The 14,726-nt window shown below is 39.2% G+C and carries 14 protein-coding genes; 12 read left to right on the top strand and 2 right to left on the bottom strand.

What is annotated here, in order from left to right; all coding sequences use genetic code 11:
* The first annotated feature begins 1 nt into the window (after position 1).
* The 10 genes from I5349_RS02690 (at position 2) to I5349_RS02645 (ending at position 8,983) form a co-directional block, all read left to right on the top strand.
* Positions 2 to 409 (top strand): DUF1761 domain-containing protein, encoded by a 408-nt coding sequence (locus I5349_RS02690; protein ID WP_226389187.1) that lies wholly within the window; start codon positions 2 to 4, stop codon positions 407 to 409.
* A gap of 19 nt (positions 410 to 428) precedes the next feature.
* Positions 429 to 980: a DUF4287 domain-containing protein gene (locus I5349_RS02685; protein ID WP_226389186.1), complete on the top strand. Its 552-nt coding sequence runs from the start codon at positions 429 to 431 to the stop codon at positions 978 to 980.
* Between the two features lie 12 nt (positions 981 to 992).
* Positions 993 to 2,108 (top strand): serine hydrolase domain-containing protein, encoded by a 1,116-nt coding sequence (locus I5349_RS02680; protein WP_226389185.1) that lies wholly within the window; start codon positions 993 to 995, stop codon positions 2,106 to 2,108.
* Positions 2,109 to 2,152: 44 nt separating this feature from the next.
* Positions 2,153 to 2,749, top strand: coding sequence for a hypothetical protein (locus I5349_RS02675; protein ID WP_226389184.1), 597 nt, complete (start codon positions 2,153 to 2,155; stop codon positions 2,747 to 2,749).
* The gene (locus I5349_RS02670; RefSeq protein WP_226389183.1) at positions 2,746 to 3,846 is read left to right on the top strand and encodes a trypsin-like serine protease; all 1,101 of its coding nucleotides are present in this window, start codon (positions 2,746 to 2,748) and stop codon (positions 3,844 to 3,846) included. Before I5349_RS02675 ends, I5349_RS02670 begins: the two co-directional genes overlap by 4 nt.
* A gap of 351 nt (positions 3,847 to 4,197) precedes the next feature.
* Positions 4,198 to 4,650 (top strand): MarR family winged helix-turn-helix transcriptional regulator, encoded by a 453-nt coding sequence (locus I5349_RS02665; protein ID WP_226389182.1) that lies wholly within the window; start codon positions 4,198 to 4,200, stop codon positions 4,648 to 4,650.
* 40 nt (positions 4,651 to 4,690) lie between these two features.
* Positions 4,691 to 5,104: an NAD(+)--rifampin ADP-ribosyltransferase gene (arr, locus tag I5349_RS02660; protein WP_438865886.1), complete on the top strand. Its 414-nt coding sequence runs from the start codon at positions 4,691 to 4,693 to the stop codon at positions 5,102 to 5,104.
* 42 nt (positions 5,105 to 5,146) lie between these two features.
* A complete protein-coding gene (locus tag I5349_RS02655) occupies positions 5,147 to 5,527 on the top strand; it encodes a DoxX family protein (protein ID WP_226389180.1) in 381 nt (126 codons plus the stop codon).
* Positions 5,528 to 7,728: 2,201 nt separating this feature from the next.
* Positions 7,729 to 8,163, top strand: coding sequence for a DUF6943 family protein (locus I5349_RS02650; RefSeq protein ID WP_226389179.1), 435 nt, complete (start codon positions 7,729 to 7,731; stop codon positions 8,161 to 8,163).
* A 178-nt stretch (positions 8,164 to 8,341) separates the two neighbouring features.
* A complete protein-coding gene (locus tag I5349_RS02645) occupies positions 8,342 to 8,983 on the top strand; it encodes a DUF6266 family protein (protein WP_226389178.1) in 642 nt (213 codons plus the stop codon).
* A 307-nt stretch (positions 8,984 to 9,290) separates the two neighbouring features.
* Here I5349_RS02645 and I5349_RS02640 read toward each other — a convergent pair whose 3' ends face one another.
* Together I5349_RS02640 and I5349_RS02635 are read right to left on the bottom strand one after the other, a co-directional pair.
* Positions 9,291 to 9,548, bottom strand: coding sequence for a hypothetical protein (locus I5349_RS02640; RefSeq protein ID WP_226389177.1), 258 nt, complete (start codon positions 9,546 to 9,548; stop codon positions 9,291 to 9,293).
* Positions 9,549 to 9,637: 89 nt separating this feature from the next.
* Positions 9,638 to 10,531, bottom strand: a complete 894-nt coding sequence (locus tag I5349_RS02635) for a LysR family transcriptional regulator (protein ID WP_226389176.1) — start codon at positions 10,529 to 10,531, stop codon at positions 9,638 to 9,640.
* Positions 10,532 to 10,655: 124 nt separating this feature from the next.
* Here I5349_RS02635 and I5349_RS02630 point away from each other — a divergent pair, with 124 nt between their 5' ends.
* Together I5349_RS02630 and I5349_RS02625 are read left to right on the top strand one after the other, a co-directional pair.
* Positions 10,656 to 12,245 carry a proton-conducting transporter transmembrane domain-containing protein gene (locus I5349_RS02630; RefSeq protein ID WP_226389175.1) on the top strand — a complete coding sequence of 530 codons (1,590 nt, stop codon included), beginning with the start codon at positions 10,656 to 10,658 and terminating at the stop codon, positions 12,243 to 12,245.
* Positions 12,245 to 14,707: a YbcC family protein gene (locus I5349_RS02625; RefSeq protein ID WP_226389174.1), complete on the top strand. Its 2,463-nt coding sequence runs from the start codon at positions 12,245 to 12,247 to the stop codon at positions 14,705 to 14,707. Before I5349_RS02630 ends, I5349_RS02625 begins: the two co-directional genes overlap by 1 nt.
* Positions 14,708 to 14,726: the final 19 nt, after the last annotated feature.

The raw sequence follows: 14,726 nt of genomic DNA, 5'->3' as shown, positions 1-14,726 counted from the left end.
GATGGATATATCAACACTCAACTGGCTTGCAGTTATTACAGCTGCATTTTCCAATTTCTTGATTGGAGGACTATGGTATTCACCAATGTTATTTGGAAAGGCATGGATGAAGGAAAATAATTTTACGGAAGAATCACTTAAAAAAGGTAATATGCCTAAAATATTTGGCCTTACTTTTTTATTCTCAATAGTGATGGCATTTAACCTGGCAATGTTTCTTAATGATGAAGCTACAACAATAACTTGGGGAGCTATTGCAGGATTCCTAGCAGGGTTTGGTTGGGTAGCCATGGCATTATTTGTAATAGGTCAATTTGAAAGGAAGTCAACTAAATACATGTTGATTCACGGAGGGTATGTCACAATAAGTTTTATTGTTATGGGTCTCATTTTAGGTGTTTGGAGATAGGTAATTAAAAAAATTGGATATGGATCAAGCAACACAAACAATGATTGAAAACCTGTATAAAAATACAGGCACATCTTTAGAAGATTGGGTAGAAATAGTCAGATCTCAAAGCTTTTCAAAACATGGTGAAGCTGTTAATTTCTTAAAGAAAACACACGGTTTAACACATGGATTTGCAAATCTGATTGCTCATAAAGCGAAAGAGTCTGATGCTGATTCAGCAGATAGCCCAAGCGACTTAATAACAAAACAATATCAGGGCAAAGAGCATTTCAAACCCATTTACCAAGAATTAATGTCAAAAATCAAATCCTTTGGTAAAGACATTGAAGTTTCTCCTAAAAATTCATATGTCAGTTTGCGAAGGAAAAAGCAGTTTGCAATTCTCAATCCTGCCACGAAAACCCGTTTTGAAATAGGGTTAAATCTGAAAGGTTTTGCTGCTTCCGATAAATTAGAGGCAGAAAAACCCAATGCTATGTGTACTCATAAGATTTGTATTTCAAGTGTTGAAGAAGTTGATAAAGAAGTATTGGATTGGCTACATATAGCCTACGAAAAAGCTGGATAAGGAGAGTATTCAATGGGTAAAATAAGCCATCAAATAATTGTTTTTTTATGGGCATTTCTGTCCTATCAGTATTCTTTTGGTCAGATAAACCAAACAGACACCATCTTTGCTCAAAATGATTATTCTACTCATATTGAGAAAAGCAAGAAGGTCATAGCTGAATTAATGAGTCAGAAAAAAATACCCGGCCTCTCAATTACGGTAGCAACAAAAGAAGAAATAATTTGGGCGCAAGGTTTTGGATACGCTGATTTGGAAAAAAAAGTACCTATCAAATTGAATACCAAATTTCGCATTGGTAGTATATCTAAAACCTTGACAGGTATAGCAATTAGCAAACTTTTGGAGAATAAACGTATGAGTTTAGATGATCCCATTCAACGATACGTCTCCTATTTCCCTGAAAACAAATGGCCAATCTCTATTGGCAACCTTGTATACCACACCGCAGGAATCAGAGATTACAATTACAGAAACGGAGAATTTCTTAGTAGAACGAATTTCAAATCTGTTGAAGAAAGCATCAATGTGTTCAAAAATGATTCACTCCTATACAAACCTGGTACTAAATTTAGCTACACAACCTATGGCTATGTGTTATTGAGTGGTGTGATTGAAGGCATTACGGGAAAGCCATATTTAGAGTACATGCAGGATAGCATTCTAACACCTTTAGGTATGATGAATACAGTCCCAGATGAAAACAAACCAATCATAGCAAATAGATCCTCTTTCTATGACGAATCAAACGGAGAAATTGTAAACGGATATTATGTTGACAATTCTAACAAATGGGCAGGAGGAGGTTATCTTTCCACTTCTTTAGACTTGGCCATTTTAGGACAAAACCTATTAGGTAATAATTTTCTTTCTGAAGCTACACGGCAAAAGTTATGGACTCCAAATACACTTTCGAATGGAGATAAGACTAACTACGGAATAGGATGGAGAATCGATACCGATGATAAAGGAAGAACATACGTCCATCATGGAGGCAGCTCAATAGGTGGCCGTTCTTTTCTTCTAATTTATCCAGATCAAGAATTGGTCATTGCTATAACCTGTAATTTAAGTACAAATTTCGACCAATTCTTTGTGTTTAAAATCGCAGAGTTGTTTATAAACTGATAATTGGGATGAAGTCAAACATAAATAAATTAAGGTCTTTCGTTATGATTTGGACAATCATAACAACGGCCTTTTTTTGGACAACCTCAATGCGCTTGTTTTACAAACCTGAAATTTCAGAATGGGCAGTATTTGGGTTTTCAGGAAAAGGGTTTTCAGGTGATTTCTGGTTTCCTATTGTAGTAATTATTTACTCAATAATCTTATTTTATTTAGAAGGGCGAGGAAGAGCCAGGGGAGTGTTCTATGTAATGCTGCTGATATGGCATTTTGCATTACTTTTCGGAACGTCCATTTCCTCCATTGATAGCGGTTCAACAATAACGTTTGGTGCATGGGGCATTAATATGGCGGTTGTTTGGCTTACTATTCCTTTTTTATTCTTCTTTGCTTTAACTGTTTGGTATGTAGTGAAGGAACGTAGCGTTATTGAGCACATAGAAACACGCCAATGGAATCAAATTAATTTAAAACAAACTATGTGGGTAATCGCACTGGTTCCTGTTTCCTATTTTTTTTTCTGTTTGGGTTCAGGTTTTAATTTGCTTATAAAGGTAGCCATTACCATAAATGTTATTCAGTGGATTATGATAGCTAAAGCATTAACAGGTTCATCAAAAATAATGTCAAATTACCAATGAAACTTTTAACGACCATATTAATTGTTCTATACTTTTTTCCACCAATTGTAACTAGGCATGATAAGGACGAAAATCTATTTCTCAAAAATCCTTCAGATTACCCAGCCGCTATTCAATTACGGCTTCGTGACTTAACGGGATTAGTTGAAATGGAAGGTACTCTAATTGCTCCAAATTGGATTGTAACAGCAGCTCATGGTTTAAATTCAGTAGATGCGAATCAAACAATATCCATTCTTGATAGCCTTTATCAAATATCTCAAATTATCACTCATCCAAGTTTTGAAGGTTTTGAACATGATATTGCTCTTATAAAACTAGATAGAAAAATTATTGGTATTGAACCCATTCCATTGTACCGTGACACAAATGAATTGGGAAAACTAATAACCATTATGGGAAGAGGTGGTTCAGGTACAGGTGAAACGGGTCCACTTCAATATGACTCTAAATTCAGAATAGCTACTAATAAAATAGATAGTGTTTCGTCCTATTGGATAAAATTTAGATTTGATGAACCTTCCAATCCCAACTCAACAGATTTGGAAGGAATTAGCGGCTCAGGTGACAGTGGAGGTCCAGCATTTATTGAAATAAACGGAAAGCAATTTCTTTCAGGAATCAGCTCTAACCAACTGAATGAACAAATTGGAGTAGAGGAAGGCAAATACGGAGTTATTGAGTACTACACTAGGGTTTCATCATACACTCAATGGATAGAAGAGGTAATAGAAGGAAAAATTCAGGTACAATATACATTTGAAAAGACTGAATCAAATTGGGGTTTTCCAGATACACAAATTGGTAAAAAAGCAAACCTTTTTATGGACGCAATTACTTCAAATAAAGTCACTGATAAATTCATGGAGCAAGTTTTTTACAAATCTTTTCGTGAATCATTTGATCTGAAAGGCTTTGTTCAAGGAATCTCTAACAGTCTTGAGAATCCTCAAATCGGAGAAATTAGGAAGGCAAAAAATAATGTCCTGATTTTTACAGTTCTCTCAAATAGTAGAACGTATCTCATTCAATTAGAAGCAGATAAACGAGATGATTATTTAATCGGAGGACTAGTATATAAAAAATTATCGGACTAAGCCTGCCCACAATCCTTACGCACCCATGTGCTTCCAGTAGGTTCATTCCGCTCGTTCGTTCCTCACTCTCTTCATTCACCCACTTCCAGCACCGCACAGCAAGAGTAGCCCGTTATTCCATTCCGCTGCGCTACATTCCATACCGTGCCACACTTGCTTTTCCCAAAGTACACCCCAGCGTATTTAAAAGCCTACATATTAGATACTTATTATTCAGTGTTTTCAGGTCTTTCGAGTATCTCGTTGCAATTAAATAATCTCACTACCCATTCTAAATCTTTGTAGTAGCACTTTGCAAATTCAAATCAATTATTTATCTTTGTAATCAAGATACTTTATAGCAAAGATAGTATGACACAAGATGAGCAAGTTTTGGAAATCCGTAAGCTAAGCCAGAAGTACGCTTATAACTCCATAGAAATGCATACAGGCATCGCTAAAAAAGCTGGATTTTCTGGTACAGACCACAAGTATTTGGGCTTTTTCCTTCAAAAAGGAAAACTCACTCCCGGTGAATTAGCCGAATTAACAGGTTTAACAACAGGGTCAGTTACAGCCCTAATAGACCGTTTCGAAAAAAAAAGCTTAGTACACCGTGAACATGATTCGGTGGATAGGCGAAAAGTATTCATAGTACCCAAAAGAGAGAAAATCATGGCATTAATGAAGCCTTTCTACCAAACTTTTCAAGATGAAACCGAAAAGCTGATTGCTTCTTTCACCTCAGAAGAAAGGAAAACAATTAAAGCATACCTAACCAAAGCTCTTCAATTAACAGATGACACGTTAGGAAAACTAAAATAAAGAAAGATATATGACTCAAAAAAATAAAATACCTTATGGTGTGACAACTATACACACCCCATTCACCCAGGTTTATTTACATGGTACTAAAGCAGATTTAAAACTTGGAGACTTGCTTGAAGTGGGATACAATTCAAATTTTGGCAAACAGGACAATGCAAAATACATCTATTTCACTGCAACATTAGACCCAGCTGTATGGGGTGCAGAATTAGCGGTTGGTGATGGAAAAGAAAGAATTTATTTGGTTGAACCAACTGGCCCAATAGAAAATGATCCTAACCTAACCAATCAAAAATACGAGGGGAATCCTTCTATGTCTTTTCGTTCAAAACATCCTCTAAAGGTTGTTGGAGAAGTAACGATTTGGAGTGGTCACACTTCAGAGCAGATTACCGCAATGAAAGAAGGCATTGCCAAACTAAACGCACAAGGAATAGGTGCAATAGAATAGAGCTATATCCATTGAATATAAATACGTAAAAACTCAATCAAAATGAAAAATAAAATTCAATTCGTGGTATGCCTGTTAATGGGTATTGTCTTTATCAATGCAGGTCTTAACAAACTCCTTAATTACATCCCAGTTCCTGATAATATGCCAGAAGATACCATGCGAATGATTAGAGCAATGGAAGAAATCACATGGCTTATGCCTCTTCTTGGCATCACAGAAATCATAGGAGGACTTCTATTTATTATTCCTCGTTTTCGTCCATTTGGAGCAGTATTTATTACACCCATCATGGTCGGGATACTTGCTCAACACTTTACACTGGGCGATAATATTATTTTCCCTGTTATCCTGTTTGCAATTTTGGTTTGGGTGATTGTAGAGAATCGACAAAGGTATTTGCCGATGGTTCAGAAAAACTAATCTGTAGGTTTTTCCTATATCCACATTGCTTTTTTGATAGAGCAATGTGGTATTTATGTATTTAAGAAGAATAGTACCCATATTCAATGTCAAGAAGAAAAATAATGTTCTCAATAATATTTTATAAGACAAATCCATTAAACAATTGACTTTTAAATATTTATCCAACAGCCCGGTTATCAATTTTGTAGAAGTCTTCAAAACCAACGTAGATTCAGAAAAACTCGCACTAAAAATCATTCGTTCGTTGACCAAAAGATTTCCGCATTATAAAGTTAATTTTGACTTAGACGATTGTGACAATATCCTAAGAATCGAATCTAAGTCAAGGGTTAACCTTTCAGAAATTATTAATCTTTTAGAAGAATAGGAGATTAAAATATCCATATTAAAAGACTAAATTAATCACTCATTCACTAATGCATCCCACACCCAAATGCTTCCAGTAGGTTCATTTCGCTCGTTCGTGCCTCACTCTCTTCATTCACCCACTTCCAGCACCGCACAGCAAGAGTAGCCCGTTATTCCATTCCGCTACGCTGCATTCCATACCGTGCCACACTTGCTTTTCCCAACGCACCCCCCAACGCAGGTAAAGCGGTGTTCGTCAGTCGTTCCGTTTTGTTCCGCAAAAACATATCTGCAAGGGTAAAATGCACTCCCTGAGTTTATGCCGATTTTTATCGGTGGTCACCCTTGCATATACCGTTCACTTACCAGTTCGTTTGCGCTCCAGTGGGTGCTCACTCACTGCCGTTCACTTGTTTTGCTTCACACACTCTCTCCTTCCTCACTCGCAGCTATTTCATCCCCCCAAACCCCTTCTAAGGTGTTCGCTACACTCACAATATTTTTTATTGGGGGTCTGCCGCTGCTTATTGTTTTTGCTCGCCTGCGGGTCGCTGCGGGCTGATCGGGCTGTCATGTTTTTTGCTTTCCCCAATGTGCTTTCAGTCGCTTCGTTTCAGTCATTCGTTCCTCATTCCTTCAACTCAGCCACTTTCAGCACCGCTCACAAGAGTAGCTCTTTCACTTCACTACACGAGCCAACGCACCGTCATTCCGCAATCTGCCTGCAATCCTTCTCCAATGGGTTTGTACTACAATCAAAAAATACAAACCCTACCAATGCTATTGCAGGCAGTTATTGCTCCATTCCTTTCAAACAATCGTTTCGTTCCGTTCAGTCGCTACCCTTGCCTTTGCCGACCCTGATGCAAAAAAACACGCCAGCCCTGCCGTAAACGGTAGGCGTCTGCCGCCCTCATTCTTCGGGCTTTTGCAGCCACCACCCTTGCTCCGCTCGCAGGCGGCTCGCAGAAATGGCTTCGCCTTGGTTTACCTGCGTTTCCCGCTTTTTTCCCACCGCACAATTCAGTAAATTCGTTGACCATGAAAGATCTATTTGAAGATTTTTATTATCTGATATTTCCCAGGGATGAAGAAGGTGTTTACAAGACAGATACCGACAGTCCTTTGTGGGTTAAAATTCTGATAGTAGCTTTCATAGGATTTATGTGTTTCATGCTTGCAATAGCATCTTCATAGCAACAGATTCCAATTTTCTAATCCTTCAATTCGACCTTAATTCTGGTCAATAAATAACTCAAACATAAAGCAAAGTTACAGGCGTGCGGATGCGAGAGCTGCAAGGGTTCGCTTCGCCTGTTTGGTAAAAAAATCTCCACCCTACGGGTAGTATTTTTTTCCCACAGCCCTTGCTGCAATCGCACCGTCCTGTATTGACAGGGCATTATGTTTAAGTTATTATTCAGAGTCCGTTTCGGCAGCCGGTGGTTGTTGGCGGGCGTTCGCACCTCAGGCCATCCGTTCCATGCAGGCATTCAGCGTTGTGGTATCACAGATTATACGCTTCGTGTTTTTTGGTTCGAGTTGTGCCTTTCAGAGCTTCCTTTTAAGGGGGCTCTTTTTTTTACTCGTTAAGGGAAAATTTTAAAAAGAGAAAAGCAAAGATAGGCGGGCTCGCACATGCCAACCGCACTTTCGGACAGTCAAGGTCAAGCCCTACGGGTTTTGAAAAAAATCTCCACCCTTCGGGTAGTATTTTTTCCAAAAACCTTGACAGCCGAGCCTCACCCTCCTAAAAGTCAGCTTTCTCTTTTCTTTTTTTCCCTTTTTTCTTTTCTCTTTTGAAAAAATCTATGCGAAGCGCAGCGAGCAAAACTTTAATGGCTCACTGTATGAAATCGTTTCGTATCAAAACACACCGACTGGAAAGCAGCTACCAACAGCCGCACTTCTTTATCCTGAATAAAGGATTGAATAGCGGGAAACCGCTCAACAACGCTTGCCCGAATTGCTTTGTTTGCCTCACCGACAACCAAGAGGACAGGGAATTTCTCTTTTGGCTTTGCTTTGGATTATGGAGGTCAAAATCATTTCATTATCTCCTGAAAGGCTCCGTGATTCCATTTGTGACTATTGATGAAATCCGAAAGCTGATCCGGGAAAGCTCCACCAAAGCAAGCTGCAAAGCCCAGGCATTTCAAAAGGCAATTCAAGCCCTTCAATTACTCGATACCAACGAGCAAAAAATCAAGGTCACACTAAAGATGATTGATACTGCCAGACAAGCCATATTTTATAACATGATGAAAGAAACAGGTGCAGGGTAACTTCCTGCCCTGCCAAAAAAACAGGGCAACAAAAGCAAAATAAAGCACTCTACCGCAACAGCACCCAAAAGAGAACTACCGCCTAATTCTTGAAGTAATTTAGTTGGCGAAGGGCAAATCCATGGTAAGTCCGTGTCAAGTCCAAGCAAATGTTTAACTCCTTAAAAATCGTAAAGAGATGGGAAAAATTAATCAAGGTATTCTCGGTGGCGTATCAGGCCAAGTAGGGAATGTAATCGGTGGAACTTGGAAGGGCATCGATTACCTGCGCATCAAACCTTCCAGTGTAGCGAACCCAAGAACAGAAGGTCAAGTTGACCAGCGTTCGAAATTCTCAACTGTCTTAAGGTTCTTGCAACCAATGACAGACTTCCTGAGAGTAGGTTTCAAGTTGTATGCAAACCGTATGACCCAATTCAATGCGGCCATGTCTTACAACCTGAACAATGCAGTTACCGGAGCTTATCCAAACTTCATGATTGACTATGCAAGTGCATTGGTTACTCGTGGTAACTTGACAGGTTCGGCCAACGGTGCAGCTACTTCTCCAAGTGCTGGAAACGTAGAAGCAACCTGGACAGACAATTCAGGAAGCGGAAGTGCTCAAGCAACAGACAAGGCTCTGATTGCTCTTTTGAACACTACCCGAGGGGAAGCAGTGTTCACCACTGCGGGACCAGCAAGGTCTGCCGGATCAGCGACCATTCCAGTGCCTTCTGAGTACTCAGGAGAAGATGTTGAAGTCTTCTTAGGGTTTGTATCAGAAGACGGAACTAAAGTCGCTAACAGCGTTTATTTAGGCTCTGTAACAGTTGCGTAAAGCGATTGGTGTTTTCCTTGAAAACCGCTTCCTTTGTGGAGCGGTTTTTTTATGTCCGTACCTCTCGATTTTTCCTTTATTATCGCTTAGTTTGACATTCCTAAGCGTTTTTTGTTGCTAATGCGTTTCTACACTTTTAGCAACACGCTGAATTTCAGTATGTTAAAAGCGTTTCAAATATTTTGCATCGGGAAGTAATTCTTAAAGCACTATCATTCAAAGGTCAATCTCTTTAAATGATAAAAGCCTTACTAAAAGTTAAATGCTTTCTGGAAGGCTTCTTTATTTAAATGAATAGTCGAGTGATTTACCCATCAATCCAAGTATGCTTGATGAACAAGAAAACAATCAAGCCAATAGAGCATAAGACTACTAGGCCTTTTTCTTTTAGGTAAGCTTGATGTGCTCCATTTTTCTTATGCTCTAGGTAAAGCATCACTTGTAAGACAAGACCTATTGCAAATACTGGAATCACCCATACAAAGTTTTTAAGCATAAATACGATGACTAAAATCATGACCATCAAAATGGCAGAGATTATATTTATAAGCTTTATTCTATTCATAATTACCTTAATTTTAAACAGTACCACTTTAATAATATGAATAAATATAGAAATAATTTTCTCATAAGCACATGTCTGCCAGCATTTATCTAATACCTCAAGTACCAACTAAAGTATTTCTCGATGATATCCACTTTGGCTGATTGGACATGCTTTAGGAAGGCTTGACTGACTGGAGAGAGCTTTTTCCCTTTAAGCCATACCAAGCGCCAGTCTGTCTTGATCGGCAAACCTTCTACAGGATAAATGTATATTTCTTGACTAATGAGTTCATTTTTCATACCGATCAGTGGCATGATCGAGTGACCCATCCCTGCGATCACCGCTTGTTTGACTGCTTCATTGGAAGTAAGTTCTATTTGCTTGCGATGCTGCCCTTCTTGAGAGATAAAGTACTTTTCCATGACGACACGAGTAGCAGATCCCTCTTCTCTATAGATGAGTGGCTTGCCCTCTTCCCGATCAGGTTCGTTGCCCATCAGGTAAAGCTTGTTTTCTACTAAGATCTCTTCTTCTACAGCGAGCTTCTCAGGAAGCACTGACACGAGCGCAAAGTCAATCTCATTGTTTCTTAGACTTTCGATGACTTTCCCTTTATTAGTCACATCTAGCACAAGGTCTACACCGGTGTGCTTTTCTAAGAACCCACTCAAAAAGTATGGAATCACATACTTACCCGTAGAGGCCGCTGAGATTTTGAGTTTCCCTGTCAAAATCCCCTGAAAAGCTTGGGTCTTGTAGTTGATATTTTCCAATTCTTGGATCACACGCTCAGCGATGATGGCTACCTCCTCTCCAAACTCCGTGATGTGAAGCTGCCTGCCTACGATCTCTGTCAATGGGATATCAAACTGATCTTGAAGATTTTTCAATTGTATAGACACAGCAGGCTGTGTCATGAAAAGCTCTTCCGATGCCTTGGTGATACTTCTCGTTTGTACGACTTTCAAGAAGATCTTTAATTGATGAATAGTGTAATTCATAAAAATAGTTTATGATTCAGATAGCTAATATAAATAAAAACTTATCAATCTTTTGAGGCAATTTTGTGGAGAGAAAAATATAACGTTTTGGACTCACTATCTCAGTTTCATTAAACCCAATAGCATGTCAGAAGATGTTTTAGTTTTTATTGGTTTGTCAGCACCAATTAGTTTTTTGTTAGTAGCCCTTTACTCATGGTTTGAGCCAGGTATCAAGCCACTAAAAACCATCTTTTTTGCTCAGATAGCCTCTATCATCAGTATGCTTGCTGCTTTGATCTGCGCCTTTGGGGTTTATCAATACGGTTATTTCACCTCAGAAACATTGGGTATCAATGAGCTTGGTTTAAGCATCCGGTTCGATGCACTAAGCGTCTTGATGATGAATATGATTGCCATTCTAAGCTTTTTTATCATCAAGTTTAGCATCAATTACCTAGATGGAGATGCCAAGCATGGAGCTTTTATTGGTCGTCTTGCAGCTACATTTGCTACTGTATTCCTATTAGTGACTGCTGGTAATTTAGGTTTACTTTTCTTGGCTTGGGTGATGGCTAGTGTGACACTGCACAGACTTTTGATCTTTTATCCAGAGCGAATTACCGCTCAAAATGCTGCCAAAAAGAAATTTATCTTGGCTAGATTAGGTGATGCCTGTCTCTTAATCGCTATACTATTACTTTACAAGGCATTTGGCAGTGGAGACTTTCAACTGATATTTGAGTCGATCCAATCAGGAGCATTTATGATTTCTTGGCAAATCGAAGTTGCGGCACTCTTTCTAGCTTTAGCAGCAGTACTTAAATCAGCTCAATTTCCTACGCATGGCTGGCTGGTAGAAGTCATGGAGACGCCTACACCAGTTTCAGCTTTACTCCACGCTGGTCTGCTCAATGCTGGACCATTTCTTATCATTCGGATGGCATACGTGCTTGATGTCAGCACAGTAGCTCCTCTGTTCTTGATATTTTTAGGAGGATTCACAGCTATTTTTGCTTCCATCGCTTACATGACACAAACTTCCGTCAAAACAGCACTGGGCTACTCCAGTGTAGGCCACATGGGTTTTAGTTTAATGCTAGGTGGTTTGGGTGTATATGCTGCTGGCATGCTCCACTTAGTTGCGCATTCTTTCTATAAAGCACATGCTTTCTTATCCACTGGCAGTGTCATAGATCGTGTTAAAATCGCAAGAGTGGGCAAGCTTCCTAAAAAAGTTAAATTATGGAAAGTCTTATTAGGCTTATGCTTAGCCATACTTATGTACACTGGATTTGCTTTACTCTGGGGAATAGAGTTTGACAAAGAATTATCATTATTGCTAGTCGGAGCAGTGATCAGTCTTGGACTAACACGAATACTCACTGATGCTATCTCTACAGCATGGAATCCAAAGCTGATACTGCAAGCAATCATCCTTGCGTCAGTTGTCAGCTTAGCCTTTTTCTCTTTAGAATCAGCCATGCATCATATCATAGCAAGTCAAATTCCATTTTTGACGACACCAAGTCAGGCAAAGCTCTATTTGTTTGGATTCATTCTTTTCTTTTCCATAATCGCTGTGATCATCCAAATGATAGCACCTACACTAAAATCAAATCCAAAGTATAAAGCTTTTGCGATACACTTTAGAAACGGTTTTTATGCCAATGCACTCTTTGACAAACTCATCGGTGCTCTTGATTTAAACAATAGTAAATCAACTAAAGCTTAATGAATCTGATGAAAGAAGAGATGCTATTGTATAGAAAGAAAATAGATACTGAGACATTGAAGGAAACACTAGAGCTTGCATGTAAAAAAATAGCCCCTGTTTGGCCATTAGAACACTTTGTAGCGGTCAATCCCTATCAAGGAATAGCTGATCAGTCATTTGGTGCTGCTGCCCAGCAGCTATCACAGCTTGGTGGTATCAATATGACTTTGCCTATCTCCTTTTATCTTGAAAAAATAGCCGAAGGTATCATCACAAAAGAGGATATCAAACAAGCCATCAGTAAGCATACACTAGTCAACGAGCGGGAAACAGACTTTATTAACAGAGTAAAAAGTCAACAAAGGCCTCTTTTACCTGATACTACTCTCACCATGCTAGATGTAGCATCACGAGTGGATAATAAGGACTACAACAGGTTAATGATCGCTAGAATATCTGCTTGGGCATCCTCCTACTTTGATAATGGTCAAGCACAATGGTCTGCAGCAGATACAAATCTCGATCTCTATGAAGCTTGGCGATTGGAAGCAGAAAATGATCTGACTCCTGAAATCGCAGGTTTGAAGGAATTTCGAAAAACAATAAAGTCATTCCCAAAAGATTATATTAAAGCTACTCAATTAGCACTAGACATCTTATTTGTTCCTCAAGAGGGTCTTGATAGCTATCTCCATAGCCTTTTGCTCAAAATGGGTGGTTGGGCAGCGCACGCAGCACGACTTGATTGGGAAGCTCGACTAAATGGGCAAGAATCTGATAAGACGTTACAATTTTTGGCCATACTTGTCAGCTGGGAAGCCACAGTCTACCAATGTCAAGAAAGTGCCAAACTATTTGTCTCATGGCTAGACGCAAAGAAGAGGTTAGAAGATAGCTCGCTAACAAATGAGACATTAGCAGATCTGCTGATCCTTCAAGAAGCTTTTGATATAGCAGCACAGAAATCCCTGATATCCAAAATAAATAAATCAAGCGATCAAGTATCAGGAGAGACTTACACACCCAAAGCACAAGCTATATTCTGTATAGATGTCAGGTCTGAGGTTTACAGAAGAAATTTAGAACTAGTCGATAATCAAATAGACACTTTAGGTTTTGCTGGTTTTTTTGCTTTCCCTATTTCTTTTACTCCCTTAGCACATACACAAGGAATCGATCAATGCCCAGTACTGATCAAGTCAGGACCAAAAATAAAGGAGACCATCTCAGAAGAAGTAGATCGTACCATCGTAGAAAAACGTGTACTCCGAAGCAGTTTCAAGCAGATTTGGAAATCTTTCAAATCAGGAGCAGTAACATGTTTTAGCTTTGTAAGCCCACTTGGTATCACCTATCTGCCAAAATTGATTTCTGATTCTTTTGGTTTCTCTAGACCAGTTCCTCATCCATACAAAATGAGTATGAGCAAGTCGAAAATTGCAGAGAAATCTGTCCAAATAACGCAGCATGAGCAAATGGGCTTGTCTATTGATCAGCAAGTACAAATGGCCTATAACGCCCTGAAAGCCATGTCCCTCACAGCTGATTTTGCAGATTTTGTGCTCATCGTAGGGCATGGTGCTACTTCTGTAAATAATCCACATGCATCAGGGCTTGATTGTGGTGCTTGCGGAGGTCATTCTGGCGAACCTAACGCCAAAGTAGCTGCTGCTATTTTGAATGAAGCAGAAGTCAGAACAAGATTGAAAGACTTAGGAATAGATATTCCAAAAACTACTACTTTTCTAGCTTGTCTACATGATACTACTACGGATATCGTCAGTATCTTCAATGAGTACGCAGTACCAAATGAAAAAATCACTGAATTAGAATCACTCAAAATTTCCCTGCAAAAGGCTGGAGAAGCTACAAGAACAGAACGTGCAGTCAGAATGTCTATAAATGGACCTGTCTCAGAAAACATATTCATGAGAAGCCGAGATTGGTCACAAGTGAGACCTGAGTGGGGACTGGCTGGATGTTCTAATTTCATCGTAGCTTCACGCAAAAGAACCAAACATCTGGATTTAGGTGGACAATCCTTTCTTCACTCTTATGAATCTCAGTTAGACACTAATTATAGCGTATTAGAATTGATCATGACTGCACCGATGGTGGTAACTAGTTGGATTAATTTGCAGTATTACGCCTCTACAGTGGATAACAAAGTATATGGTGCTGGCAATAAGACGCTACATAATGTAACTGGTGGTCTGGGAGTCTTAGAAGGATTCTCTGGTGATCTTAGGATAGGCTTACCGATGCAGTCAGTGCATGATGGCATCAAATATCAACACGAACCACTAAGACTCAATGTAGTCATAGAAGCACCTATAGATGCTATGAATAATATCCTAGAGAAGCATCAAAATGTAAAAGCACTTTGCGACAATCAATGGATATTTCTCTTCGCTATGGATAAAGAGGGCAAAATATCTCATCAATATACTGGTGATCTCAATTGGGGGAGAGTACAGTAATTGAATGCCAATAAAATCA

The organism is Penaeicola halotolerans (genome assembly GCF_016464625.1).
Taxonomy (GTDB): Bacteria; Bacteroidota; Bacteroidia; order Cytophagales; family Cyclobacteriaceae; genus Penaeicola; species Penaeicola halotolerans.
Note: the sequence above shows the minus strand (reverse complement) of the source record. Positions and strands in the feature narration are given on the sequence as shown.

Bases quoted from the DNA above. Each gene is read 5' to 3' on its own strand.
- I5349_RS02650 (WP_226389179.1), top strand. From the start codon at position 7,729: ATGAAATCGTTTCGTATCAAAACACACCGACTGGAAAGCAGCTACCAA.
- I5349_RS02670 (WP_226389183.1), top strand. From the start codon at position 2,746: ATGAAACTTTTAACGACCATATTAATTGTTCTATACTTTTTTCCACCA.
- I5349_RS02640 (WP_226389177.1), bottom strand. From the start codon at position 9,548: ATGAATAGAATAAAGCTTATAAATATAATCTCTGCCATTTTGATGGTC.
- I5349_RS02665 (WP_226389182.1), top strand. From the start codon at position 4,198: ATGACACAAGATGAGCAAGTTTTGGAAATCCGTAAGCTAAGCCAGAAG.
- I5349_RS02680 (WP_226389185.1), top strand. From the start codon at position 993: ATGGGTAAAATAAGCCATCAAATAATTGTTTTTTTATGGGCATTTCTG.
- I5349_RS02685 (WP_226389186.1), top strand. From the start codon at position 429: ATGGATCAAGCAACACAAACAATGATTGAAAACCTGTATAAAAATACA.
- I5349_RS02655 (WP_226389180.1), top strand. From the start codon at position 5,147: ATGAAAAATAAAATTCAATTCGTGGTATGCCTGTTAATGGGTATTGTC.
- I5349_RS02635 (WP_226389176.1), bottom strand. From the start codon at position 10,531: ATGAATTACACTATTCATCAATTAAAGATCTTCTTGAAAGTCGTACAA.
- I5349_RS02645 (WP_226389178.1), top strand. From the start codon at position 8,342: ATGGGAAAAATTAATCAAGGTATTCTCGGTGGCGTATCAGGCCAAGTA.
- I5349_RS02630 (WP_226389175.1), top strand. From the start codon at position 10,656: ATGTCAGAAGATGTTTTAGTTTTTATTGGTTTGTCAGCACCAATTAGT.
- I5349_RS02625 (WP_226389174.1), top strand. From the start codon at position 12,245: ATGAATCTGATGAAAGAAGAGATGCTATTGTATAGAAAGAAAATAGAT.
- I5349_RS02690 (WP_226389187.1), top strand. From the start codon at position 2: ATGGATATATCAACACTCAACTGGCTTGCAGTTATTACAGCTGCATTT.
- I5349_RS02675 (WP_226389184.1), top strand. From the start codon at position 2,153: ATGATTTGGACAATCATAACAACGGCCTTTTTTTGGACAACCTCAATG.